This is a genomic window from Leifsonia sp. ALI-44-B (assembly GCF_001984125.1).
Lineage (GTDB): Bacteria > Actinomycetota > Actinomycetes > Actinomycetales > Microbacteriaceae > Okibacterium.
Genome location: NZ_MTQL01000007.1, coordinates 48,029 through 70,856 on the forward strand (window position 1 = coordinate 48,029; position 22,828 = coordinate 70,856).

At 66.9% G+C, this 22,828-nt stretch carries 25 protein-coding genes and 1 tRNA gene; 15 read left to right on the plus strand and 11 right to left on the minus strand.

Translation table 11 applies throughout. The features are described 5' to 3' along the window. Nucleotides 1–3: 3 nt before the first annotated feature. From ALI44B_RS07145 to ALI44B_RS07155, 3 genes are all read right to left on the minus strand, one after another. Nucleotides 4–459, minus strand: a complete 456-nt coding sequence (locus ALI44B_RS07145; RefSeq protein WP_143459096.1) for a hypothetical protein — start codon at nucleotides 457–459, stop codon at nucleotides 4–6. Between the two features lie 140 nt (nucleotides 460–599). Then, a complete protein-coding gene (locus ALI44B_RS07150; protein WP_003792170.1) occupies nucleotides 600–698 on the minus strand; it encodes a 30S ribosomal protein bS22 in 99 nt (32 codons plus the stop codon). Between the two features lie 119 nt (nucleotides 699–817). Then, entirely contained in the window at nucleotides 818–1,255 is a 438-nt protein-coding gene (locus ALI44B_RS07155; protein WP_077054083.1) for an ArsR/SmtB family transcription factor, read from the minus strand. A gap of 78 nt (nucleotides 1,256–1,333) precedes the next feature. On the opposite strand from ALI44B_RS07155, the gene ALI44B_RS07160 reads away from it, so the two are divergent. Both ALI44B_RS07160 and ALI44B_RS07165 read left to right on the plus strand, forming a co-directional pair. Continuing rightward, nucleotides 1,334–2,776, plus strand: coding sequence for a TrkH family potassium uptake protein (locus ALI44B_RS07160; protein ID WP_077054084.1), 1,443 nt, complete (start codon nucleotides 1,334–1,336; stop codon nucleotides 2,774–2,776). Beyond that, nucleotides 2,769–3,440, plus strand: a complete 672-nt coding sequence (locus tag ALI44B_RS07165) for a potassium channel family protein (protein ID WP_077054085.1) — start codon at nucleotides 2,769–2,771, stop codon at nucleotides 3,438–3,440. The genes ALI44B_RS07160 and ALI44B_RS07165 overlap by 8 nt, the downstream gene beginning before the upstream one ends. On the opposite strand, the gene proC is transcribed toward ALI44B_RS07165, so the two are convergent. Next, nucleotides 3,437–4,273 (minus strand): pyrroline-5-carboxylate reductase, encoded by an 837-nt coding sequence (proC, locus tag ALI44B_RS07170; RefSeq protein WP_077054086.1) that lies wholly within the window; start codon nucleotides 4,271–4,273, stop codon nucleotides 3,437–3,439. The genes ALI44B_RS07165 and proC overlap by 4 nt on opposite strands. Before the next feature lie 35 nt (nucleotides 4,274–4,308). On the opposite strand from proC, the gene ALI44B_RS07175 reads away from it, so the two are divergent. Together ALI44B_RS07175 and ALI44B_RS07180 are read left to right on the plus strand one after the other, a co-directional pair. Beyond that, entirely contained in the window at nucleotides 4,309–5,376 is a 1,068-nt protein-coding gene (locus tag ALI44B_RS07175) for an N-acetylglucosamine kinase (RefSeq protein WP_077054087.1), read from the plus strand. A 25-nt stretch (nucleotides 5,377–5,401) separates the two neighbouring features. Next, the gene (locus ALI44B_RS07180; RefSeq protein ID WP_077054088.1) at nucleotides 5,402–6,361 is read left to right on the plus strand and encodes a cation diffusion facilitator family transporter; all 960 of its coding nucleotides are present in this window, start codon (nucleotides 5,402–5,404) and stop codon (nucleotides 6,359–6,361) included. Nucleotides 6,362–6,389: 28 nt separating this feature from the next. On the opposite strand, the gene tadA is transcribed toward ALI44B_RS07180, so the two are convergent. After that, the gene (gene tadA, locus ALI44B_RS07185; protein WP_077054089.1) at nucleotides 6,390–6,818 is read right to left on the minus strand and encodes a tRNA adenosine(34) deaminase TadA; all 429 of its coding nucleotides are present in this window, start codon (nucleotides 6,816–6,818) and stop codon (nucleotides 6,390–6,392) included. Nucleotides 6,819–6,892: 74 nt separating this feature from the next. On the opposite strand from tadA, the gene upp reads away from it, so the two are divergent. From upp to ALI44B_RS07210, 5 genes are all read left to right on the plus strand, one after another. Beyond that, the gene (gene upp / locus ALI44B_RS07190; protein WP_077054090.1) at nucleotides 6,893–7,525 is read left to right on the plus strand and encodes a uracil phosphoribosyltransferase; all 633 of its coding nucleotides are present in this window, start codon (nucleotides 6,893–6,895) and stop codon (nucleotides 7,523–7,525) included. 556 nt (nucleotides 7,526–8,081) lie between these two features. Next, nucleotides 8,082–8,828 carry a winged helix-turn-helix domain-containing protein gene (locus ALI44B_RS07195; protein ID WP_077054091.1) on the plus strand — a complete coding sequence of 249 codons (747 nt, stop codon included), beginning with the start codon at nucleotides 8,082–8,084 and terminating at the stop codon, nucleotides 8,826–8,828. A gap of 217 nt (nucleotides 8,829–9,045) precedes the next feature. Next, entirely contained in the window at nucleotides 9,046–9,327 is a 282-nt protein-coding gene (locus tag ALI44B_RS07200; RefSeq protein WP_077054092.1) for a hypothetical protein, read from the plus strand. 93 nt (nucleotides 9,328–9,420) lie between these two features. Beyond that, the gene (locus tag ALI44B_RS07205) at nucleotides 9,421–9,936 is read left to right on the plus strand and encodes a MarR family winged helix-turn-helix transcriptional regulator (RefSeq protein ID WP_083709713.1); all 516 of its coding nucleotides are present in this window, start codon (nucleotides 9,421–9,423) and stop codon (nucleotides 9,934–9,936) included. A 151-nt stretch (nucleotides 9,937–10,087) separates the two neighbouring features. Continuing rightward, nucleotides 10,088–11,485 carry a cryptochrome/photolyase family protein gene (locus ALI44B_RS07210; RefSeq protein ID WP_077054094.1) on the plus strand — a complete coding sequence of 466 codons (1,398 nt, stop codon included), beginning with the start codon at nucleotides 10,088–10,090 and terminating at the stop codon, nucleotides 11,483–11,485. 27 nt (nucleotides 11,486–11,512) lie between these two features. On the opposite strand, the gene ALI44B_RS07215 is transcribed toward ALI44B_RS07210, so the two are convergent. Together ALI44B_RS07215 and ALI44B_RS07220 are read right to left on the minus strand one after the other, a co-directional pair. Then, a complete protein-coding gene (locus ALI44B_RS07215) occupies nucleotides 11,513–11,770 on the minus strand; it encodes a glutaredoxin family protein (RefSeq protein ID WP_077054095.1) in 258 nt (85 codons plus the stop codon). Between the two features lie 70 nt (nucleotides 11,771–11,840). Further along, on the minus strand, nucleotides 11,841–12,938 hold the full coding sequence (locus ALI44B_RS07220; RefSeq protein ID WP_077054096.1) for a fatty acid desaturase family protein: 1,098 nt from the start codon (nucleotides 12,936–12,938) through the stop codon (nucleotides 11,841–11,843). A 333-nt stretch (nucleotides 12,939–13,271) separates the two neighbouring features. Here ALI44B_RS07220 and ALI44B_RS07225 point away from each other — a divergent pair, with 333 nt between their 5' ends. The 4 genes from ALI44B_RS07225 to ALI44B_RS07240 all read left to right on the plus strand — a co-directional run bounded on the left by ALI44B_RS07225 (nucleotide 13,272) and on the right by ALI44B_RS07240 (nucleotide 16,773). Beyond that, entirely contained in the window at nucleotides 13,272–13,475 is a 204-nt protein-coding gene (locus ALI44B_RS07225) for a cold-shock protein (RefSeq protein ID WP_077054097.1), read from the plus strand. 210 nt (nucleotides 13,476–13,685) lie between these two features. After that, nucleotides 13,686–13,964 carry a hypothetical protein gene (locus tag ALI44B_RS07230; RefSeq protein WP_077054098.1) on the plus strand — a complete coding sequence of 93 codons (279 nt, stop codon included), beginning with the start codon at nucleotides 13,686–13,688 and terminating at the stop codon, nucleotides 13,962–13,964. Further along, complete coding sequence (locus ALI44B_RS07235; RefSeq protein ID WP_077054099.1) at nucleotides 13,961–15,109, plus strand: YihY/virulence factor BrkB family protein; 1,149 nt, start codon at nucleotides 13,961–13,963, stop codon at nucleotides 15,107–15,109. The genes ALI44B_RS07230 and ALI44B_RS07235 overlap by 4 nt, the downstream gene beginning before the upstream one ends. 185 nt (nucleotides 15,110–15,294) lie before the next feature. After that, nucleotides 15,295–16,773, plus strand: a complete 1,479-nt coding sequence (locus ALI44B_RS07240) for a M23 family metallopeptidase (protein WP_143459098.1) — start codon at nucleotides 15,295–15,297, stop codon at nucleotides 16,771–16,773. 129 nt (nucleotides 16,774–16,902) lie between these two features. Here the strand turns inward: ALI44B_RS07240 and ALI44B_RS07245 are convergent, their stop codons facing one another. Beyond that, nucleotides 16,903–17,961, minus strand: coding sequence for an aldo/keto reductase (locus ALI44B_RS07245; protein ID WP_077054101.1), 1,059 nt, complete (start codon nucleotides 17,959–17,961; stop codon nucleotides 16,903–16,905). 206 nt (nucleotides 17,962–18,167) lie between these two features. Then, a complete protein-coding gene (locus ALI44B_RS07250) occupies nucleotides 18,168–18,656 on the minus strand; it encodes a CBU_0592 family membrane protein (RefSeq protein WP_077054102.1) in 489 nt (162 codons plus the stop codon). Nucleotides 18,657–18,796: 140 nt separating this feature from the next. On the opposite strand from ALI44B_RS07250, the gene ALI44B_RS07255 reads away from it, so the two are divergent. Further along, nucleotides 18,797–19,708 (plus strand): LysR family transcriptional regulator, encoded by a 912-nt coding sequence (locus ALI44B_RS07255; RefSeq protein WP_083709716.1) that lies wholly within the window; start codon nucleotides 18,797–18,799, stop codon nucleotides 19,706–19,708. Nucleotides 19,709–19,941: 233 nt separating this feature from the next. Here the strand turns inward: ALI44B_RS07255 and ALI44B_RS07260 are convergent. Beyond that, nucleotides 19,942–20,014, minus strand: a tRNA-Arg gene (locus ALI44B_RS07260). 182 nt (nucleotides 20,015–20,196) lie between these two features. Here ALI44B_RS07260 and ALI44B_RS07265 point away from each other — a divergent pair. Continuing rightward, entirely contained in the window at nucleotides 20,197–21,315 is a 1,119-nt protein-coding gene (locus tag ALI44B_RS07265) for a VIT1/CCC1 transporter family protein (RefSeq protein WP_238592152.1), read from the plus strand. Between the two features lie 107 nt (nucleotides 21,316–21,422). On the opposite strand, the gene ALI44B_RS07270 is transcribed toward ALI44B_RS07265, so the two are convergent. Next, entirely contained in the window at nucleotides 21,423–22,652 is a 1,230-nt protein-coding gene (locus tag ALI44B_RS07270; protein WP_077054104.1) for a cobalamin-independent methionine synthase II family protein, read from the minus strand. Nucleotides 22,653–22,828: the final 176 nt, after the last annotated feature.

A 22,828-nucleotide genomic window follows, 5' to 3' on the forward strand; every position in this document is an offset into this window, starting at 1 on the left:
TCGCTACAGCGACACCAGCCACAGGTATTGCGCGCCCTCGTGGAACCAGGTGACCTGCACCTTCGTCTGGCGTGCGAGGTCGTCGCCGAACAACCACACGGCAAGCGCCTGACCGGGTTCGAGCTTCGCCGGAGTCTGTGCGACGAAGTGCCCCGGACCCATGAGGTCGATGGTTATCCACCGCAGCACGTCGCCACTCGCATTGCGCAATTCGATGCGCTCAGACCCGAATCGCTCCACCTCGAAGGGCATGCGGTAGGCAACCGGCCGCATCTCGCGGATTGAATGGTCACCGATCGAAGCGGCAATGATCGGGTCGGCACTGATCGAGTCGGCATGGTGCCAGTCGGCACTGCGCGAGTCGGCACGGCGCGAATGAGCACGGCGCGATTCGGCACCGATCGCGTCGGCTCGGGTCGCAAACGGCCGCGCCAGGTCGATGGTTGTTGTGTAGTGCACGGCACGCGTCATTGGTCTTACCCCCGAGTCGGTCCGACGATTTCCCGTCCCAACGAACTCTAGGCCGAACCTCCGACACCGGTGCCCGAACGCCAAAAAGCGCCAGTCACAGGGACTGACGCTTCGCAGCTGCGTTACAACTACTTCTTGTTGCGACGCTGGTGACGAGTCTTACGAAGCAATTTGCGGTGCTTCTTCTTCGCCATGCGCTTGCGGCGCTTCTTGATGACAGAACCCACTGAGACCTCACATAGAAAGATTGGGTATGGCCGCGGATGCGACGACTGGCAGTAAAAATGCCTCCGTGGAGTCTACCTGATGACCACGGTAAAGCGCGACTCGACCGGGCGAGCGACCCTCAGGGGCGGAGTTTGCGGGTGACGGCCTGCACGGCCGAGGTGACGGCGTGGGTGGCATCCGCAGCGACTTTGCCCACCGTGTCGGCCACGGCACGGGCCTGATCGGGCAGCGGGCCGCCCGCCGACTGAGACATGAGCGACGCGGCGTCGAAGTCGATGCTGAGGAACGGGATCAGCCAGTCTTCGATGTGCTCGAGCGGCGTGTATTCGAGGCGGTAGAAACGGTGCTGGCCCTCTTCGCGCACCGTCACGAGGCCAGCCTCACGCAAAACCTTGAGATGCTTCGATACGGTCGGCTGGCTGAGCCCCAGCGTCGAGACGATCTCGGAAACGGAGGTTCCGCCGGCGGTCTCGTCGTCGGCCGGGTGCCGCTCGAGCAGGACTTGGAGGATGTCGCGTCGGGTGGCATCCGCAACCACGTCAAAAATGTCGGCCATCCACCCAGGGTAGTGACTCCGGAGACGGAGTACCATGACATCCAGCATTCGACACGAACGAACAACGAGGAGCTGAGAATGCCCGCGAGCTCCTCACGGAACATCGTCCACCGGCCCCCACGCCTCAGCGTGCGCACGGTGCGCGACCGAATCAGCGACTTCACCGGGCGTTCCCCCTCCCGCTTCGCGCTCCTCATCTTCACGGCGCTCATCCTGGTCTTCACCCTGCTGTTCTCGTTGCCCATCGCCTCGAGCGCCGGCACCATTACGCCGCTTGCCGATTCGCTCTTCACCGCCGTATCGGTCATCTGCGTCACCGGTCTGTCGGTGGTCGACATGGCCACACACTGGTCACTCGTCGGCCACATCTTCGTGTTCATCGGCGTGCAGATCGGCGCCCTGGGCGTGCTCACCCTGGCCTCCATCCTGGGTCTTGTCATCTCGCGCAAGCTCGGGCTGCGCGCCAAACTCATCGCGGCGAGCGACAGCAACCCCCTGCGCGTCCACCACGGCCCGGTGGCCGAGGGCCAAGCCGTGCGCCTCGGCGAGATCGGCAGCATGTTGCTGACGGTCGCTGTCTCGGCCCTCGTCATCGAGGCCGTGATCGCGGCGCTCCTCTTCCCACGCATGCTGATCGACGGCATCCCAGCATGGGATGCCCTCTGGAACAGCGTTTACTACTCCGCCATGGCCTTCACCAACACGGGGTTCACGCCGAACGCCGAGGGGCTCGAACGCTTCGCCAACGACTATTGGTTCCTCAGCATCCTGATGATCGGGGTCTTCCTCGGCGCGATCGGTTTTCCCGTCATCTATGCGCTCAGCCGCTCGTTCTTCAAGCCGCGCCGCTGGTCGCTGCACGTGAAGCTCACGCTGCTCACCACGCTGATCCTCTTCGTGGCCGGGGCCGTGGCCTTCGTGATCCTCGAATTCAACAATCCGAAGACCTTCGGCAGCCTGAACGCCAGCGATACGGCCTTCCAATCGCTGTTCCTCTCGATGATGACGCGATCGGGCGGCTTTTCGACGATCTCCATCGCCGACCTCAACGGGTCGAGCCTGCTGGTCGCCGACATGCTCATGTTCATCGGTGGCGGTTCGGCGTCGACGGCCGGCGGCATCAAGGTCACCACTCTCGCCGTGCTGTTCCTGGCTGCCCTCGCCGAGGCGCGCGGCCGCCCCGATATGGAGGCCTTCGGCCGACGCATTCCCCAAGACGTCGTGAAGGTGGCGCTCAGCGTCGTGCTCTGGGGCGCGACCATCGTGGCGTTATCGTCGATCGTCATCCTGCAGATCACGAAGGCGCCCCTCGACCATGTGCTTTTCGACGTCATCTCGGCCTTTGCCACGACGGGTCTGTCGACGGGTCTCACCGATCAGCTCCCCGATTCGGGCAAGTATGTGATGGCGGCGACCATGTTCATGGGGCGCATTGGTACAGTGACACTCGCCGCGGCCGTCGCGGCCAGCCAGAACGCGCAACTGTTCCGGCGCCCCGAGGAAAGGCCCATCGTTGGTTGATCGCATCAAACACAACGCCCCGGTGCTCGTGATCGGGCTCGGGCGCTTCGGTGCGGCCTGCGCCGGAGAACTCGACCGGCTCGACCGCGAGGTGCTGGCGATCGATGACAACGCCGACCTCGTGCAGAAGTGGTCGGAGCGCGTCACGCACACCGTGCAGGCCGATGCCCGCAACATCGAAGCCCTCAAGCAGATCGGCGCCACCGATTTCTCGATCGCCGTCGTGGCCGTCGGCTCGTCGATCGAGGCCAGCGTGCTCATCACGGCCAACCTCGTAGACCTGAAGATTCCTCAGATCTGGGCAAAGGCCGTCTCGCAGTCGCACGGCAAGATCCTGGCCCGTGTCGGCGCCAACCACGTGATCTACCCTGAGGCCGAAGCCGGCGAGCGCGTCGCCCACCTGGTGTCCGGCCGCATGCTCGACTTCATCCAGTTCGACGACGACTTCGCGCTCGTCAAGATGTACCCGCCCAAGCCCATCCGCGGCCTGAACCTCACCGAATCGGGTGTGCGCACCAAGCACAACGTCACGGTCGTCGGCGTGAAGTCGCCCGGCAAACCGTTCACCTACGCCACGGCCGACACCGTCGTGTCGAACCACGACCTCATCATCGTCTCGGGCACGTCCGCCGATATCGAGCGCTTCGCGGCGCTCGGCAACTAGCCGGCGAGCTCGCGGGCCCGGGCGAGAGCGGCGTCCGTCGCCTCGTCGAAGATGGCGGCGAAATCAGCCTGCTGCATGACGGCAATAGCGCGTTCGGTCGTGCCCTTGGGGCTCGTCACCTGACGGCGCAGCTCCTCGGGCGTCTTACCCGATTCGTGCAGCAACTCGGTGGCCCCGCGGAACGTGCCCTCGACCATGGTGCGCGCCTCGTCGGGCGTGAACCCCTTCGCGATGGCGGTCTTCGTCAGCTCCTCCATCATGAGGAACACGTAGGCGGGGCCCGAGCCCGAGATGGTGCTCAGCGCGTCGATCTGGTCTTCGGGCACCTCGAGCACTTCGCCCACGGTCTCGAACAGTTCGCGCGTGAGGGCCAGCTGCTCGGGTGTGCTGCGGGTTCCGGGCGAGATGCCCGTGACGGCCCGTCCGACCAGGGCCGGCGTGTTCGGCATCGAGCGGATGACGGCGACACCCTCGCGCAGGTTGGCCTCGAAGGTCTCGATGGTCACGCCCGCGGCGACGCTCACGACGATGGTGCCCGGTGTGAGGTCATCCCGAATCTCGTGCAGCAGGTCGACGACCATTCCCGGTTTCACGCCGATGACGACGATGGATGCCGCAGCCGCCGCCTGCCGATTGGCCCCGGGCTCCTCCTCCAACGCCACCGAGCGCACACCCTCGAGCGCGTCGAGCGCGCGGGCCTTGGCCACGCTGCGATTCGTCACCACGATGCCGCCCTCGACCCGCACATCGGGTGACACGAGTCCGTTGAGGATGGCCGATCCCAAAGATCCGGCACCCAGGATGGCAATTGATGGCAGAGTTGTCGTGGTCATTCGGCCATCCTATGCACCGAGGGGTAGCGCGCTCCATGACGCACATTCGACACCGGCTCGCCATCGACGGCGGCCAGACGGGTATCCGCCTGCGATTGACGGAAGAGGCGGGTGGCGAGGCCGGTGGCCCCACCCGCTCACGGGTTCTCGCCGAGCTCGACGAGCCCGGGGTGCTCACCGACCGATCCGTGGTCGATCAGGTCGCCGAACGCGTCGTGGCCTTTGCCGCCTCTGCCGCGGTCGCGGAGTCCGTCGCCGTGGCGGGCGCTGCCTCAGACGTATACGCAGACGACGCAGAGCCCTCGCCCCGCGGCGCCGGCATCCGCATCGACGAAGTAGCGGTCGGTCTCTCGGGCCTCACTCCCGCTGGCGCGAAACCCGACGAACTCCTGCGCCACACGCACTCCGTCGGCGTCGACCGCGTGGCGCTGGCGCACGACTCGGTCACGGGCTACCTGGCGGCCAACGGCACCGAACGGGGTGTCGTCCTGGCGATCGGAACGGGCAGCGTCACGCTCGCCGCATCCGACACGCGCACCGCCAAGGTGGATGGCTGGGGCTATCTGCTGGGCGACGCGGGCAGCGGCTTCTGGCTGGGCCGCTCCGGTCTCGACGCCGTTATGCGCGCCTACGACGGGCGCGGACCGGCCACGGCACTCAGCGCCCCCGCCGTCGACCTCTTCGGCACCGAGGACGAAATGTACATGCGCCTGCAGGGCGACACGCGCCGCGTCTCGCTCGTCGCCTCCTTCGCCCGCACCGTGGTGGAAGCAGCCGCGGCCGGCGACGCCGTGGCTCTCGACATCACGCGGGGCGCCGCCGAAGAACTCGCCGTCTCGGGCGCGAGCGCGCTGGCACGCACGGGCTGGATGCCGGGCTCCCCCGCCCGAGCGAGTTGGGTCGGTTCGCTGCTCACCCACTCTGAGGTGCTGCGCACCCACGTCGACGAATACCTCGCCGCTCGCACGGGAGGCCTCACGCTCGAGCATCCGTTCGGGGGACCGCTCGACGGTGTCAGCACGCTGCTCGACGTCGCGGGCGGCCATCCGTTGCACACTCTCATCCACACGGCTCAAATCGGGCCCGCCGACCCCGTACGATGATTCCATTCCGGCAAAGGGGACATCTGTGAGCGCATCTGGCGGCAACAAGGCGATCATCGCGGCATTCAGCGCGAACCTGGGCATCGCGGTGACCAAGTTCATCGCGTGGGCCCTCTCGGGTTCGTCGTCGATGCTGGCCGAGGGCGTGCACTCGCTCGCCGACTCGGGCAACCAGCTTCTGTTGCTACTCGGCGGTCGCAAGGCCAAGAAGCGCGCCGACAGCGAGCATCCCTTCGGCTACGGCCGCGAGCGCTATGTCTATGCATTCGTCGTCGCCATCATCTTGTTCAGCGTGGGTGGCGTGTTCTCGCTCTACGAGGGCTACGAAAAGCTGCATGATCCGCACCCGCTCGAGAACTGGTGGATCCCGGTGCTCGTGCTCGTGATCGCCATCGGCCTCGAGAGTTTCTCGCTGCGCACCGCCGTGAAGGAGTCGAATCACGTGCGCGGCAAGGAGTCGTGGGCCAAGTTCATCCGCCACGCCAAGGCACCCGAGCTGCCCGTCGTGTTGCTCGAAGACGTCGCCGCCCTGCTCGGACTCGTGCTGGCCCTCTTCGGAGTCGGCCTTACGGTGATCACGGGCGACGGCATGTGGGACGCCATCGGCACCCTAGCGATCGGTGTGCTGCTGATCGCGGTCGCCGTCATCCTGGGCATCGAGACCAAGAGTCTGCTGGTGGGCGAGGGCGCCAACGATGCGGATGTCGAGGCCATCGCCGCCGCCATCTCCTCCAGCCCGGCCATCCACTCGCTCATCCACATGAAGACGCTCTACCTCGGCCCGGACGAGTTGCTCGTGGCCGCCAAGATCGCGTTCGACGCCGACCGCCCGCTCGGAACGGTTGCCGAGGCCATCGACGATGTCGAAGCGCGCATTCGTGCCGCCGTGCCGGTTGCGCGCGTCATCTACCTCGAACCGGATGTCTTCAGCGCCGAGAAGGCCGCCCTCAAGAACTCTGCGGGCGCCGTCGAGCCCAAGCACTGACGAGCCGACCAGCTCGCCCGCTGAACCGCTACTTCTCCCGGAAGAATGCCGTGAGCGCGCGGCTGCAGGCCTCGGCCTCGACGCCTGCGTAGACCTCGACGCGGTGATTGAGTCGGCGGTCGCGCAGGATGTCGTACACCGATCCCGCGCCGCCGGCTTTGTCGTCCCAGGCGCCGAACACCACGGTGCCGACGCGGGCGGCTACGATCGCGCCCGCGCACATCACGCAGGGTTCGAGCGTCACGACGAGCGTGCAATCCGTCAGGTGCCAGTCCTGTCGCGCGGCCGCCGCACGGCGTAACGCCACAATCTCGGCGTGGCCGGTGGGGTCGTGCAGAAGCTCGCGTTCGTTGATGCCGGAGGCGATGAGGACGCCGTCGCCATCGAAAAGGAGCGCCCCGACGGGAACGTCACCCGACTCGGCCGTGCGCGCGCTCAGGGCGAGGGCGTCGAGCATCCAGCGTCGGTAGCGTTCCGGTACTTCTGGTGGCACGTCGACTGTCCTTCCCGAGAACGGATAGATTGAAGCCTATGCGAGTGCACGTAGCCGACCACCCCCTGATCACCCACAAGCTCACGGTGCTCCGTGACGAGAACACGCCGTCGCCGGTTTTCCGCGCGCTGACGGAAGAACTCGTCACCCTCCTGGCCTATGAGGCCACCCGCGGCGTGCGCGTCGAAGAGGTCGAGGTGAAGACGCCCGTGACGACCACGACGGGTCTCGCCATCAGCCAGCCCCGCCCCCTGGTCGTGCCCATCCTGCGCGCCGGCCTCGGGATGCTCGAGGGCATGGTCAAGCTCCTCCCCACCGCCGAGGTCGGGTTCCTCGGCATGGTGCGCAACGAAGAGACGCTCGAGCCCACCACCTACGCCGAGCGACTGCCCGACGATCTGAGCGACCGTCAGTGCTTCGTGCTCGACCCCATGCTCGCCACCGGCGGTTCGCTCGGTGCGGCAATCGACTTCCTGTTCCAGCGTGGTGCCGTCGACGTCACGGCCATCTGCCTACTCGCGGCTCCCGAGGGCATTGCCGCTCTCGAGAAGGCGACCGAGGGCCGCGATGTCACCATCGTGCTGGGCGCGATGGACGAGCGTCTCGACGAGAACGGCTACATCGTGCCCGGGCTGGGCGACGCGGGCGACCGCCTCTACGGCCTGGTCTAGCCCCAACTTCGCGGCTTCGTGCCGCGCCCTGCTGTGCCCGAGAGGCGTCATCCCATGTGCGGATGACGCCTCTCGCGTTTGGACACACCCGCCAGATCTGCCCGGCGCCCGCCCGGCGCAACGATCTTTCGCGGCGCGCAACTAATCGCCATAAACCGTCACGACTTGACACAAAGCGACACCTTCGGGTTGAATCGACCCATGACTGAAATCGCACGCCCCCTGACCTCCATTGAGGCTCTTGGGACTGCCGGCATGATGATGGCCGGCAGCAGCGCAGTCATGTGTTGTCGAATGTGTCGCTAATCTGACGACCCCTCGCCGAGACACAGCGTAGAACGCACTGCATTTCGCACCGGTGCCACCCGCACCCGCCGTTCTGAGCCGATCGGGCTTCTCGCCCCGCTCACGCGCAACGTCTCACGGATGCCGCATCCTGCATCCGATTCTCGCCTCCAACGGCACCACACTCTGACCCTCATCCGGTGAGGCCGCGCTCATTCCGACCGTGCCTCCCTCAGGGTTCTCTTCGCGTCATCATCGAAGGATTTTCCCCATGTCTCTCGCCACCGTTCCCGCAACGCTCCCCCGCCAGGCCGCTTCCGCTCCCGTTCAGGCGGCACCGACCGCCGCGCCGGCCGCCTCGCCGCAGCCCGCCGCCGCCCCCACCGCCGGTCGCCTGCGCGCCGTTCCGAACGGCACCGAAGCTCGCGGTTTTGCCCTCTACGTCGGACTCGACGAAGCGAAGGCGCTCGCAGCCGGCACCAGCCTCGGCCAGATCGTCGAGGCCGTGAAGAACCTCCTCGGCGAACTCGCCCCCGGCGCCGAGAGCTACGCCTCCGTCGCACTCGCCCCCGAAGGAGCGGGCGGCCGCGACGTCGATGTCGTCCGCCTGGCGCTGCAGGAGCCGTCGGCTCTGGCCAAGCGCCGCGACGTCCCCATCGAAGAGGACCTCGACCGCGCCGCATCCGGTGTCGTCATCGATATCTCGCGCAAGCGCCTGATCCTCGACAACGAGTCGGTCGGGCTCACCTACAAGGAGTTCGAACTGCTGCAGTACCTCGTGCTGCGCGAAGGCCGCACGATCGAACGCGCCGAGCTGATCACCGCCCTCTGGCAGGCCGGCGACGACGAGGATGCCCCGAACGAGCGCACCATCGACGTTCACATCCGCCGCCTGCGCGCCAAGCTCGACCGTTACGAGGACATCGTTCGAACCGTGCGCGGGGTGGGCTACCGCTTCGACCGCCACGCCGATGTGTCGATCCGCCACGCCTCCACGCCGTCGCCCGACCTGTTCTAAGCAGAACCCAAGGCTGGCGCGGCAAACTCTCAGCGAAAATAACGGTTTGATAACTAGCGGTCGTTACCTGTCCGTTATATATTCGTAGAGCGTTAGTTGTTTTGCTGTGGCAACTACGCAAATGTGATTGCAGGACACTCTTGGTGCAAGGGAGAAGGCCGGTCGTAAGCCTCTACGACCGGCCTTCAGCACGTCTGGGCGGCGTTAGCCTGAAAGCATGAGCATCGACACCGGCGAGGGACAACCCCGGCCCGCGACACGCGCATCGCGCCCACGCGTTGCGTCAGGCATCCTCACGTTCGGAGGGGGCATGCTGCTCGCCGCCGTCGGCATCGTCGGCGTGCTCATCGGGGCCGTCTCGGGCCCGGGCTGGCTCATCGCGGCAGGAATCGGCGCGCTCGTCATCGGGCTCGGTGTCGCCTTCCTGGGCATGGTATTGCTCTACCGGGCGCTCGTCACCCCCGCAAGCGGGCCACGGCCGACCCCCGGAAAGAAGTAGGCTCGAATCCCCGTCGACCGGCGACACGTGCTCCGCCGGATCGATCACTTTCCACCGCCACGCAGGCCATTGCACGATCGAAAGGACGAGCGCATGTCTCAGCGACTAGCCGTCACCGCCTGGGAATCGCTATTCCGAGCCCAGGTGGGCGTTATGCGCGCGCTCTCCGCCGATTTCCCCTCGCACGATCTCTCGCTCAACGAGTACGACGTGCTCTTCAACCTGTCGCAGCAGCCCGACCGCAGCGCCCGGTTGCGCGACATTAACCAGCTCGTGCTGCTCAGCCAGCCGAGCGTTTCGCGTCTCGTCGACCGACTCGTCGCGCGCGGCCTGGTCGAGAAGCTGCCCGACACGCACGACCGCCGCGGCACCATCGTGCGCATCACCGACGAGGGTTTCGAGCACTACCGCGCCGTGGCCGTCACGCACATGCGCACCATCGACAGCATCATGTCCGAGGCACTCACGCCCGACGAGCTACGTCAGTTGGCGGCCCTCACCGACAAATTGCGATGCCCCGACAGCGACCCCGACGAGGGCTTCTGCCCGGGCCCAGAACTCGAGCAGGCTGACGCACAGGCCCGCGCGCAGGCGCAGCCGCAAGCGTAGACGCGACGGCTCGACCGCGCCTCGCAGCGCATGCGGAACATACGGCACATGCGGCACATGCGGCACATGCGGTGAGGATGACAGCGGCAGCAAAAACCGCCGCGACGCGCAAGGCCTCTCGCGCACTCATCCGCGTGCATAGGGTGAGGGGATGACTGCACCCACCATCGTCTGGTTCCGCGACGACCTGCGGATGGCCGACAATCCGGCCCTGCGTCACGCCGTCGACAGCGGCACACCCGTGCTGTGCGTGTATGTGCTCGACGAGGAGAGCGACGAGGTGCGTGCCCTCGGCGGCGCCGCCAAATGGTGGCTGCACGGCAGTCTGACCTCTCTCGGTGCCGATCTCGCGGAGACAGGAGCGTCGCTGCAGCTGCGGCGGGGCCGTGCCGAAGACGTCATCCCGGCGCTGGTCGCCGAGGCCGGGGCACAGGCCATCGTGTGGAACCGCCGCTACGGAGCCGCGCGGGACATGGACGCACGGCTCAAGAAGCGTCTGCGCGATGACGGAATCGAGGTGAGCAGCTTCGACGCCTCACTGCTCGTCGAACCGTGGACCATGAAGACGGGGTCAGGCGGGCCGTACGCGGTCTTCACCCCGTTCTGGCGCGCGGTGCAAAAGCGTCTGCAGGAGGATCCGCCGCGGCATCCGCTGGCCCGTCCCCAGACGATCGAGGGTTTCGACGGGGTAGGCAGCGCCGCGGGCGACGCGCTCGACGACTGGGACCTGTTGCCCACACATCCGGATTGGGCCGGTGGATTGCGCGAGAACTGCGTACCCGGCGAGAAGGACGCCCACGACAAGCTGCACGGCTTCCTCGCCGACGATGTCGTCGACTATGTCGACGGTCGGGACCGGCCGGGCGAGAGCGTGACGTCGGGTTTGTCGCCACACTTGCGCTGGGGTGAGATCAGCCCGCATCAGATCTGGGCGATCGCGAACCAGGCACGAGACCGCCGCAACGCCGATGCCGTCGGCAGCTTCCTGCGCGAGGTCGGGTGGCGGGAGTTCACGCATCACGTGCTTTACCATTTCCCGCGACTGGCGACCGACAACTGGCGCCCGGAGTTCGACGCGTTCCCGTGGCCCGAACTCGACGAGGGTGCGCTTCAGGCGTGGCAGCAGGGGCGCACGGGCATTCCGCTCGTCGACGCGGGCATGCGCGAGCTGTGGCACACGGGCACGATGCACAACCGGGTGAGGATGGTGACCGCATCCTTCTTGATCAAGAACCTGCTGATCGACTGGCGCCTCGGCGAACAGTGGTTCTGGGACACGCTCGTCGACGCCGACCCGGCGAACAACCCGTTCAACTGGCAATGGGTGGCCGGCTCGGGCGCCGATGCGACGCCGTACTTCCGGGTCTTCAACCCCGAGCTGCAGGCGAAGAAATTCGACGCGCACGGCGACTACATCCGCCGCTGGGTGCCCGAGTACGGCACCGACGAATACCCTGAGCCCCTCGTGGACCTGGCGGCCACCCGGCAGGCGGCACTCGCGGCCTACGACGTGGTGAAGCACGCCCGCGCGGAGGCGCAAGGCGACTAAGCCTCAGCTGCGTGAGTCGATGCGCAGTTAGGCGCTGACGCTGGCGAGGGCGCGCAGCAATTGGTCAAGCGACGGCGCCCCTGCGGCGCGAAAAGTGCCGGCGTCGCCTTCGATGACGAGCGTGGGCGTCGAGCGGATGTCGGCAGCCTCGGCTTCGTCGGTGTGCGCCGCCACATCGAGCTCCGTGACCTCGAGCCCCGGAACCAGTTCTTGCGCCTGGGCCACCGTCGCACGAGCGGCGTGGCACGGCGCACAGAAGGCGCTCGTGAACAGGGTGAGCTTCATGACGGATGGAACGACGAATGCCGCACGGGTATTCCGTGCGGCATTCGCTGTGCTGTTGTCTGTGTCGGGTCTAGCGGCGACGGAACCGCTGAGCTGCCGGGCAGTCGAACGGGTCGCGGGCCGAGAGGCCGACTCGGTTCAGGTAGTCGATGACGATGGCATAGGAGCGCGTCAGCGATGTCTCGGTGTAGAGGATGTCCTGATCGCGGCAGTGCTCCTTGACGATGGCGCGGGCGGCAGCGAGGTGCGGGCGCGGCATGTTGGGGAACAGGTGGTGCTCGATCTGGAAGTTGAGGCCACCCATGAAGATGTTCATGCCGGCGCCACCCTTGATGTTGCGCGAGGTGAGGACCTGCTTGCGCAGGAAGTCGAGCTTGACGCCCTCGGCGATCTGCGGCATGCCCTTGTGGTTCGGGGCGAACGAGGCGCCCATGTAGACACCGAAGACGGCCATCTGCACGCCGATGAAGGCGAATGCCATGCCGAGCGGCAGCGCCCAGAAGATCACGGCGATGTAGGCCAGCATGCGGAACGCGATCAGGCCGAGTTCGATGAAGCGGCCCTCGACCTTGCCCTTGGCGAAGAGCGTCTGCAGCGATCGGCCGTGAAGGTTCAGGCCTTCGAGCGTGAGGAGCGGGAAGAAGAGGTAACCCTGCTTGCGGGTGACGAGGGCGAGGAAGCCCGTGCGCCCTGCGGCGTCCTTCTCCTGGAAGGAGATGGTGTCTTTCTCGATGTCGGGGTCTTTGCCGACCTGGTTGGGGTTGCCGTGGTGACGCGTGTGCTTCGTCATCCACCAGGCGTAGCTGATGCCCACGACGCCGGCGGCGAGGAAGCGGCCGAGCTTGTCGTTGGCGGGGCCCGACTCGAGCACCTGGCGGTGCGAGGCCTCGTGGGCGAGGAACGCGAACTGCGTGAGGATGATTCCGAGTGCGCCCGCGATGAGCAGCTGGTACCAGGTGTCACCGAGAAGGATGAACCCGGTCACGCAGCCGGCGAGTGCGACGGTGAGCGCGGCCATGACGGCAATGTAGTAACCGCGGGTGCGGCGCAGGAGGCCTGCGTCACGCACTGTCTTGAGAAGAGAGGAGTAGGTGCTCGTCACGTTGGGGGCTGACGTGATGCGAGGGACGGTTGTGCGGACCGGTCCGAGGGTACTGCTGAGCGTCATAGGGGCTCCGGCGTCTTGATTTTCGACTTCCCAGCCGGATGCAATGAGCGTGCGCTCTTAGATATTTCGAACATAGGGGCGGCACCTGATGATTCGCCTCACATTTGTCAGTTAACGTCGGACTCGGTTCGGCAGGTCTGAGAAATATGACGGAAACCTTGTTGCGCCGGAGCTTCATGAGCTACTGTGGGGTGTCAGTTGTTGTGTTGCGCATATGTATATCAAGTGGACGACTCCACCGGAGTCAGAAGCTTTTCGTCAGGAGCGATTAACTAACACCGCGACGAACGGTCCCGAAAGTCGGGGCCGGTCCCCTCACGAAAAGAGAATGTTATGTCCACTGGTACCGTCAAATGGTTCAACGCTGAAAAGGGCTTCGGATTCATTGCCCCCGACGACGGCTCGGCCGACGTCTTCGCGCACTACTCCGCCATCGCTTCGAGCGGCTACCGCTCGCTCGAAGAGAACCAGAAGGTTGAATTCGACACCGCTCAGGGCCCCAAGGGTCTCCAGGCTGAGAACATCCGCCCCCTCTAAATCTCCCTCGGGCTCAGGTAAACGCTTCGGCGTGAACACTCCCGAATGAAGAGTCCCAGACTCTTCTTCCCATGAAGCCCCGGTCTTTCGGCCGGGGCTTCATGCTTTAACCGGGCGGTGTCCTGCGCGATCCACCCGCCTCGCTGATGGTCGCTGCCCGCAGGTCAAGGCCTTGACGCATCCGCGCGAATCCGTCGAAATGGATACACGATGAACGAACACGACGAACCCCTGCAGCTGCCCAACGACCGCAGCGACCGGCCCATCGAGGGATCGAGCCCCGCGGTCTTGGCATTGACGCTGTCCGAAACGCGAGGCCAGCTCGCTGAGACCATGCGGGAAATCCAGGACCGTCTCACGCCGGACGCGATCCGTGCTCGAGTGCGAGAGATCCTCTGGGAGCGCCGCGTCGGAATAATCGCCGGCGCCGCCCTCGTAACCGCTGCCATCGTGCTCGTCGTCACCGTGAAGAAAGGCCAGAACCGATGACCGACACAGCCAAAAAGACCAGCCCCGAGAATGTTCCCGAGGGCGACGACGCTCCTCGCGACACGGGCAAGGACTCCCCCGCCAAGCTCAAGGGCCGCCACTGGGGTTACATCCTGAAGCGTGCGTTCCGTCAGTTCACGCAGAACCAGGGCAGCGACATCAGTGCAGCCCTCACCTATTTCACCGTCTTGGCGATCTTCCCGGGCATCCTGGCCATGGTCTCGATCCTGGCGCTCATCGGGCGCGACGACGATGTGACGAGCCAGCTCATCGCGTTTATGAACTCGTCTCTGCCGCAGGACACCGCCGAGACCCTGCGTGGACCCATCGAGAACCTCACCTCATCGCCCGGTGCGGGCTGGGCGCTCGTCATCGGTCTTGCGGGCGCGATCTGGTCGGCATCCGGTTATGTCAGCGCGTTCTCGCGCGGCCTCAACCGCATTTACGGCGTGAAAGAGGGCCGGCCGGTCTGGAAGCTGCGCCCCAAGATGCTGCTCGTCACGGTCATCGTGCTCGTGACCCTCGTGATCATGTCGTTGCTCATCATCGTGTCCGGTCCCATTGCCGAGGCGATCGGAAGCTTCATCGGCCTGGGCGATGCCGCCCTGCTCACCTGGAACATCGTCAAGTGGCCGGTCACCGTGTTCCTCGCGGTCTTCCTGCTCGCCGTGCTCTACCACATGACCCCCAACGTGGCTCAGCCGCGGTTCCGCTGGGTCAGTCCGGGGGCGATCTTCGGCCTGCTCGTCTGGGCGCTCGCGACCGTCGGTTTCTTCTTCTATGCGGCGAACTTCAGCAACTACGACGCCACGTACGGCTCGCTCGGTGGCGTGATCATCTTCCTGCTGTGGCTGTTCATCTCGAACAACGCCCTCGTCCTCGGCGCCCACGTCGATGCCGAGATCGAGCGGATGCGCGAGCTGCGCGCCGGTATCGAAGCGGAATACGACCTGCAGCTCCCCGTCCACGACCGGGCCCAGATCGACAAGTCGATCGACGCCGCGGCGAAGGATGTCCTCAAAGCGCGCGAGTTCCGCCTGTCGGAAGGTAACCCCGCCCCGGGTTCGGATGGCGACACCAGCGAGGACACTGGGCGCAGTCGCGGCGACCGTGGCGACCGCGACACGCCGTCGAGTCGGAAATAAGTCGCCTCACGCCCGGGCTTTTTTGAGGAATCTGACGTAGGCTGAGAGATGTCCTGTTGCCACACAATGGCGACGGGCCCGGGCCGGGGCGCCTCTATACTCATCTCCCTGGTTCCGTGTGCCGTTCTGATTTGCGCTGCAGATGAGGCGACCAGTGGGTCGTCGAGGCGCCGGAGGATCCAACTTTGGCAACAAGCTCCACACCGGAATCGTCGAAGCCCGACCGCATGCTTGGCGACTCCTCTGCACCCGAGGCGCCCACAGCCTCGCTCAGTGACTCGGCACAACCGTTGCCCACTCGCCGCAGCCGACGCGCTGCGACCGCTGTGCCCGCGGCATCGGCCTCAGCCGGTAGCACGAAGCTTCCTGCGGCAGACGCTCCGAGTCTGCGCACGCCGACCACCATCGTGGTAGAAGAGAGTGCGCCCTCCCGACCGCTGACCCGTCGGGAATTGCGCGAACAGCGCCTGCGCGAGCAGGCCGAGATCGTCGCCGCGGCCGACGCCATCGATGTCAGTGACTCCGACGTCGATTCGTCCGACGAGGGCGACGCCGTCACGGTGAGTGTCGAGGTTGCCTCGGCCCCCGAGCAGTCGAGCGCCGCACCGGCGACCTCCTCGATCACCATCCCGGCTGTTCACAACGCATCCGAAGAGGGCGCGAGCGTCGTTGCCACTGCACCTGCTTCCGCTCGAGCAGCATCCGTCGCCGCGTTGACGATCGGCGCCCCGGTTGCCGATGACCGTGCCGCTGCCGCAGCGGGTCAGAGCCCGCGACCCGTGTTCACGCTTCCCGGGGGCGAAGATTCGCGCCCCGTGGCATCCGCTCGCTTCGATAACGCCGACCGCGCGCCCAAGCCCGTTGCCGCCGCCATCCTGCCCGCATCGACGGGTGGACACTCCGACCTTCCCGGCGCCTCGACCCGCAAGGGTTTGCGGGAGCGACTGCGCTCGACGCGGTCCACCTTCGCCGTGGCGCTCGTCATCCCCGGACTCGTGGGAACCTTCGCGCTTCCCGCCTACGCTCTCGCGCCCACCGCTACGGGCACCGTCGACGCCATCGGCCAGCCCATCACCCGCACCGCCGACGGTCAGTCGCTGACCGTGGCACAGACGGTGGCCCAGGCCGACCTCGCTCGTGACACCTACGACGCCACGTCGAAGGCCGACCTGTCCACGGCCCAGCGCGCAGCCGGCTTCGCCTTCGCCTCGGGCGGCGCGCTCAGCGACTACACCGCACCCTCCGAAACCGGATGGTGGCGCCCCGCGCCCGGCGCGATCACCTCGCCCTACGGCCCGCGCTCGCTCATCTGCAACGGTGTGGGCTGCTCGAACAGCTTCCACGAGGGCATCGACTTCGGCGGGGCCTGCGGCACGCCCCTCAAGGCCGCTTCCGACGGAGTCGTCACGTTCGTCGGCAACGCAGGGGCCTACGGCAACCGCGTCATCATCAAGCACAACGAGGTTGAGGAGACCATCTACGGTCACCTGCTGAGCGGCTCGTTCCAGGTCGCCGTCGGTGACGTGGTCACGGGCGGCCAGCACATCGCCGACATCGGCGCCACGGGCGTCGTCAGCGGTTGCCACCTCGACTTGAAGGTGCAGATCAACGGCGAGCACGTCGACCCGGCGATCTTCCTGCGCAGCAAGGGCGTCACCGTCTGAGTCGACTCCGCGGTTCGCCCCGCTACATTCACCCCGCGACATGCGGTCGCACAGAAGCCCGGCTCGCCTGAGCCGGGCTTCTTCGTGTCGAGCGGCTTCTCTGGTCGCGGTCCGCGTCGCTGATGCGCGTTAGCGGCGGCGGCGCGAGGCGTCGAGCCAGTAGTTGCTGAAGCCCGCATCCTCGGGGTTGACGTTGGTGCCGGGGGCGACGATGTCATCGATGCGGTCGAGGGTGGCGTCGTCGAGTTCGACGGATGCGGCATCCAGTTGCGATTCGAGCTGCTCGAGCGTGCGCGGGCCGATGATGGCGCTCGTGACACCCGGGTGGCGCAGCACGAACGCCAAGGCGAGGTGCACGAGCGGGATGCCGAGGTCGTCGGCCAAGGCACCGAACTTGTCGGCCGCCTCGAACTTGGCGGCGATCGCCGGGTTGCCGAGGTCGTAGCGGTTGGGGTCGCGGTCACTGCGGTGGGTGGTGGGCAGGTCGCGGCCCGCGCGGAACTTGCCGCTCAGCCATCCGCCGGCGAGGGGGCTCCAGACGAGCGTGCCCATGCCGTGGCGGTGCGTGGTCGGCAGGAGGTCGGCCTCGATGCCGCGGGTCAGCAGCGAGTAGGGGGGCTGCTCGGTGACGTACCGCGCCGTGTGATTCTGACGGGCGGCCCACTGCGCCTCGACCACCTGCGACGGCTGGAAGGTGGACGAGCCAATGTAGCGGATCTTGCCCTGTCGGACGAGGTCGTCGAGCGCCCCGAGCGTCTCCTCGATATCGGTGTGCTCGTCGGGCCGGTGCATTTGGTAGAGGTCGATGTAGTCGGTGCCGAGGCGCTGAAGCGAGTCTTCGACGGCGCGGATGACCCAGCGTCGCGACCCTCCGCGGTAGTTGGGTTGCTGCTTCATACCGTTGAAGAATTTGGTGGCGAGGACGATGTCGTCGCGCTTTCCGGACTGCGCGATCGCCTTGCCGACGATCTCTTCGGACTCGCCGTAGGCGTAGATGTCGGCGGTGTCGATGAAGTTGATGCCGGCGTCGATAGCGCGGTGGATGACCCGGATGGAGTCGTCGTGGTCTTTATTGCCCCAATCGCCGAACATCATGGTGCCGAGGCACAGGCGGCTGACCTCGACGCCCGTGCGGCCGAGGATGGTGGTGGGTTGGCTGGCGGATTCTCTGCTGGTCTGCTCTGACATGCGCCCCACCCTACGCTTCGCGGGTGACCGATCGGATGGGGTGGCGCGAAGCGTGCTCGGGGGCTACGCCGTGGGCCAGCGTTGTTTGCGACGCGGATTCCTCGAGGGCACAGCAGTCGTCGGGGCGCGGGCTCGTCGGGGGCACAGCAGTCGTCAGGGGCGCAGCGGTCGTCACGGACGCAGCGGCCGTCGGATTGCGGCCGGTGTTACGCCGCCGCGTAGCGCTCGTCGAGCACGTAGCCGCTGTCTCGGATCACGGGAAGCACGAGCGTGGGCGGCATCTCGGTGCGGGCGAGCTCACGCTCGGCGGCCGTGTAGTCGTCCCACGCGCTGGCGTCGTAGGTGGTGCCGATGAATGCCGTATCGGAAGCGGGATCGGCCCAGGCAGCGGAGGCAGAGCTGACGGCGGCAGGGCGGGCGGCTGCCGAGGCCGAGTCTGCGCCGCGCGTCAGGCGCTTGACGAGCGGCACGACAGCCTGCAGGCCGATGACGATCCACACGGCGTTGACGGCCGCCGAGGGCCACGCCTGGCTGACCGTCGCGCTGACGCACAGCAGTGCGGCGCCCGCGATGTTGAGGGACTGGAAGGTGGCCGACGTGGAGGTCAGTTTGCCGAACGTCAGGAGGGCGTAAGCCGTGACGGTGCCGAGTGCGCCGAGCCAGCCGGCGAGGGTGAGGAGGAGCGAGGAATCCACGTGCGGGTGCAACTTTCGGGAACGACGATCACCGCGTCAGCGGTGGGGTGTGAAGTGGTATGAGGCAATCATCCGTCACTCGACGCCTAAGCACAAATAACGAATGCTGATGCGATGCATTAGATTTGCTTACTGTGGACATGGACCCGAAGCGCCTCTCATTTTTGCTCGCCGTCGCCCGATACGGGAGCATTCTGGCGGCCGCCGATTCGTTGCATCTGACCGCATCCGCCGTGTCGCAGCAAGTGAGTCGGCTCGAGAAGGAGGAGGGCGTCGAGCTGCTGGAACGCGGACCCCGGGGCGTGGGCCTGACGCCGGCCGGCCGCATCCTGGTCGAAGCCGCCGAGAACATCGAGCGCGAATTGGCCGATGCGCGCAGCCGGCTCTCAGAGGCCCAGCACGGCGTGACCGGGCGCGTGGTCATCGGGGCGTTCCAAACGGTCGTCTCCGGCTTCCTGGTGCCCATTCTCGACCACCTGCACGAGGCGCTGCCCGGCCTCGAGCTCAGCATCGCGGACGCGACGAGCGCGAGGCTTCCTCGAATGTTGCGCACCGGCGAGGCCGATCTCATCATCGTGGACCGCGACCTCGCCGACACGGGACACACGCCCGCGCACACCGCAGACGTGCCACTGCTGGACGAACCGTGGCGGCTGGTCGTTCCCCGGGGCTCGACGTTCGACCTGAGCGGCGCGGGGCTCGAGAAGCTGCCGTGGCTCGGGGTGGCGCCCGGCGGGGCATCCGAGCTGCCCGTCGAACGCGCGAAGGCCGCGCTCGGCATCACTCCCCCGGTCGTGCACCGCTACGAGGACTTCCAGGCGGCGCTCGCGCTCGTTCCGGGCGGGCTCGGCGTGACACTGCTGCCCGCGCTGACCGTGCGGCTGGGCGTGCCCGAAGGCCTGGATGTCATCGACCTGCCCGGGCTCGGCAGTAGGCACCTCACCATCCGGCACCGGTCGACGAGACGCGAGCCGGGGGCGGGCACGCGGGCCGTCGTGACCGAACTCGTCCGGGCGGCCGGCGAACTGGACGTTCTCGGAGGCGGCGACTGAGAGAACGAGTGACTGAGGGTGCGGGCGGCGGCGGGTGCGGTCGACGGCGGGTTCGGGCGGCGGGGGCCCCGGTCACTCCGACGGCAGAAGCGCGGATAGAACCGTGACCGCAGAGGGAGGCGAAAGCGGAGGCACACTCAGCCAGAGATTCGGCCGGCCACGTTAAACGAAAGCGGCCCGCCGAAGCGAGCCGTTTCGATCTGTCTCAACCAGATCTGCGGATGTGAATCCTGTGCGCCCGGAGGGATTCGAACCCCCAACCTTCTGATCCGTAGTCAGATGCTCTATCCGTTGAGCTACGGGCGCATGGCTTGTTCTCGAGGAGTTTGTGCTCTTCAAGGCCGAAGATGAGCCTACACGAAGCTTGCGGGTGACGCCAATCGAGGCCGGGCGTGCGCGATTAGCCGTGGAAGGGAACAGCGAAATTCGTGCGCACGAACAGTATGCATTCGGCGGTATACGGCCGAATATCGCCGTAAACTCGCGGGGTGAACGACTCCGTTGTGCCACCCGAGGCACACTCCCCCAGCTCAGCCGACCTGCGCCGATGGCGACGATACCTCGCCGACGAGCGGGCCGAGGCTGCCACGTACCGCGACCTGGCCGAGCGCCGAGACGGGCAGGAGCGCGACATCCTGCTGGCCCTGGCCGATGCCGAAGGCCGCCACGAGGCGCACTGGCTCGAATTGCTCGGTGACCGCGAGGGCAAACCGGCGCGCACCGACCTGCGCACCCGCATCCTGGGCACGCTGGCGCGGCGCTTCGGCTCGATCTTCGTGCTCGCTCTCGTGCAGCGGGCCGAGGGTCGCTCACCCTACGCCGACGACACGGATGCGACCGTGGCGATGGCAGCGGATGAGCGCATCCACGGCGAGGTCGTGCGGGGCCTGGCGGCTCGGGGCCGCAGTCAGCTGTCGGGCACGTTCCGCGCCGCGGTCTTCGGCGCCAACGACGGGCTCGTCTCGAACATGGCGCTCGTGGTGGGCATCAGCGCGACGGGTGTGCCCACTCCCCTGGTGCTCGCGTCGGGCGTGGCCGGTCTGCTCGCCGGGGCCCTGTCGATGGGCGCGGGCGAGTATGTGTCGGTGTCGTCGCAACGCGAGTTGTTGTCGGCATCCACCCCCGACCCCGAGGCACGCACGGTTCTGCCGCACCTCGACGTCGACGCCAACGAACTCGCGCTCGTCTACCGGGCCCGCGGCATGGAACAGCGCGCGGCCGAGGAGCACGCTCGCGAGATGATCTCGGGCGCCGAATGCGCGCACGACGACGATCCGCACGTCTCGGCCTCGAACGCGCCCGATGAATCCCGCGACGAACACGAGGCCATCGGGTCGGCGTGGGGGGCCGCGATCTCGAGCTTCCTCTTCTTCGCCTCGGGCGCGATCATCCCGATCATCCCCTACCTCTTCGGCATGGGTGGCCTGCCCGCGCTCGTCGTCGCCGCCGTCCTCGTCGGGCTCGCCCTGCTGGTCACGGGTGCGACCGTCGGCGTGTTGTCGGGGGCGTCCCCTCTCAAACGGGCATTGCGACAGCTGGCCATCGGCTACGGCGCCGCGATTGCGACGTACCTGCTCGGCCTGCTGTTCGGAACGTCGGTCGCCTAGCTTGAGTCGGGCGCGAACATCCTGACACCCTTCAGGCCGCGCGCGTACGTCGTGGTCGCCGGCGCACGGGCACCCTGCATCTTGACGCCACGCGCGGCCGCGGCGCTTTAGCCCCAGAGCTGCTGAGAGGCCCGGCGCGCGCCTTCCGAAAGCGTCTCGAGCTTCGCCCACGCGATCTGCGGATGGATGCGCCCGCCCAGGCCGCAGTCGGTCGACGCGATGACCCGCTCGCGCCCGACCGCCTCGGCGAAACGCCCGATGCGCTGCGCCACCAGGTCGGGATGCTCGACCACGTTCGTCGCATGACTCACGACGCCCGGGATGAGCACCTTGCCGTCGGGCACCACGACGTCGCCCCACACGGTCCACTCGTGCTCGTGCCGCACGTTACCGGCCTCGAACGAGTAGCCGCCCGCGTTGATGTCGAGCATGAGGTCGACGATGTGCTTCAGCTCGATGTCGGTCGTGTGCGGGCCGTGCCAGCTGCCCCAACACAGGTGGAAGCGGATGCGGTCCTCGGGCAGCCCTCGGATGGCATGGTTCAGGGCCTCGACCCGGATGCGGGTGAAGGCGCGGTAGTCGTCTACGGATGGCTCGGGGCTGATCTGGTCCCAGTTCTCGGCGATCGAGGGGTCGTCGATCTGCAAGATGAGTCCGGCGTCGATGATGGCGCGGTACTCCTCGCGCAGCACCTCGGCCCACGCCCACACGTGCTCCTCGTCGGTGGCGTAGTGGTGGTTCGCGACGCGCGCACCGCTGCCGGGCGAGAGGGCCGTCAGGAAACCGTCGGCGATGCCCGCCGCGTCGAGCGCGCGACGGAGGTTCGAGGCATCCGAGGTGACCTGCTCGTGACCGACATAGCGGAGAGGGCCCGTGGTCGACGGGAACGCCGTGGCGCCCGAACCGGTCGAGATGCCGGATGTCGGGTCGGTGTAGGCGTCGTGAAAACGCACCCAGTCGCGGCGGTCGGGGAAGGACGTGAGGCGGACATCGCCCGGGGATGAGCGCACGGGCTGCTGGCTGAAGATGTTCTCGTCGGTGAGGGTGAGTCCGGCCACGCGCTGGAAGGAATACGACCACCAGGCGCCGTAGTCGACCGCGCTCGTCATGGCCTTGCCGAACTCGCCATCGTTGGGCTGGCTGATGCCCGCGGCGGCCTGGCGGGCCACCACATCGTCGACGGCGCCCGCGAGCTGCTGCTCGAACTCGGGCGTCGACACGAGCGTGAAACCGTCGTCGGCGAACTCCCGAGCCTCGTTCGCCGCGATGAGCTCGGGCGTGCGCGGCAACGAACCCGCGTGGCTGGTCTGGATGAAATCGTCGTTCAGCAAGGGCACGGTGGCCTCCTCGATCGTCGTTCGAATGCCGGGGCTGGTTGCCGCCGACCGCGCGCGAGGCTTCGCATGATGCGCATCACTGCCGCCCAGTTTTCCATGTCGAGACGCCGAAGCGGCAATGTTTCCTCGTGTTTCCAGCCGGACAGGGCATCATGGGTAAGCACAGGCCACCGCCT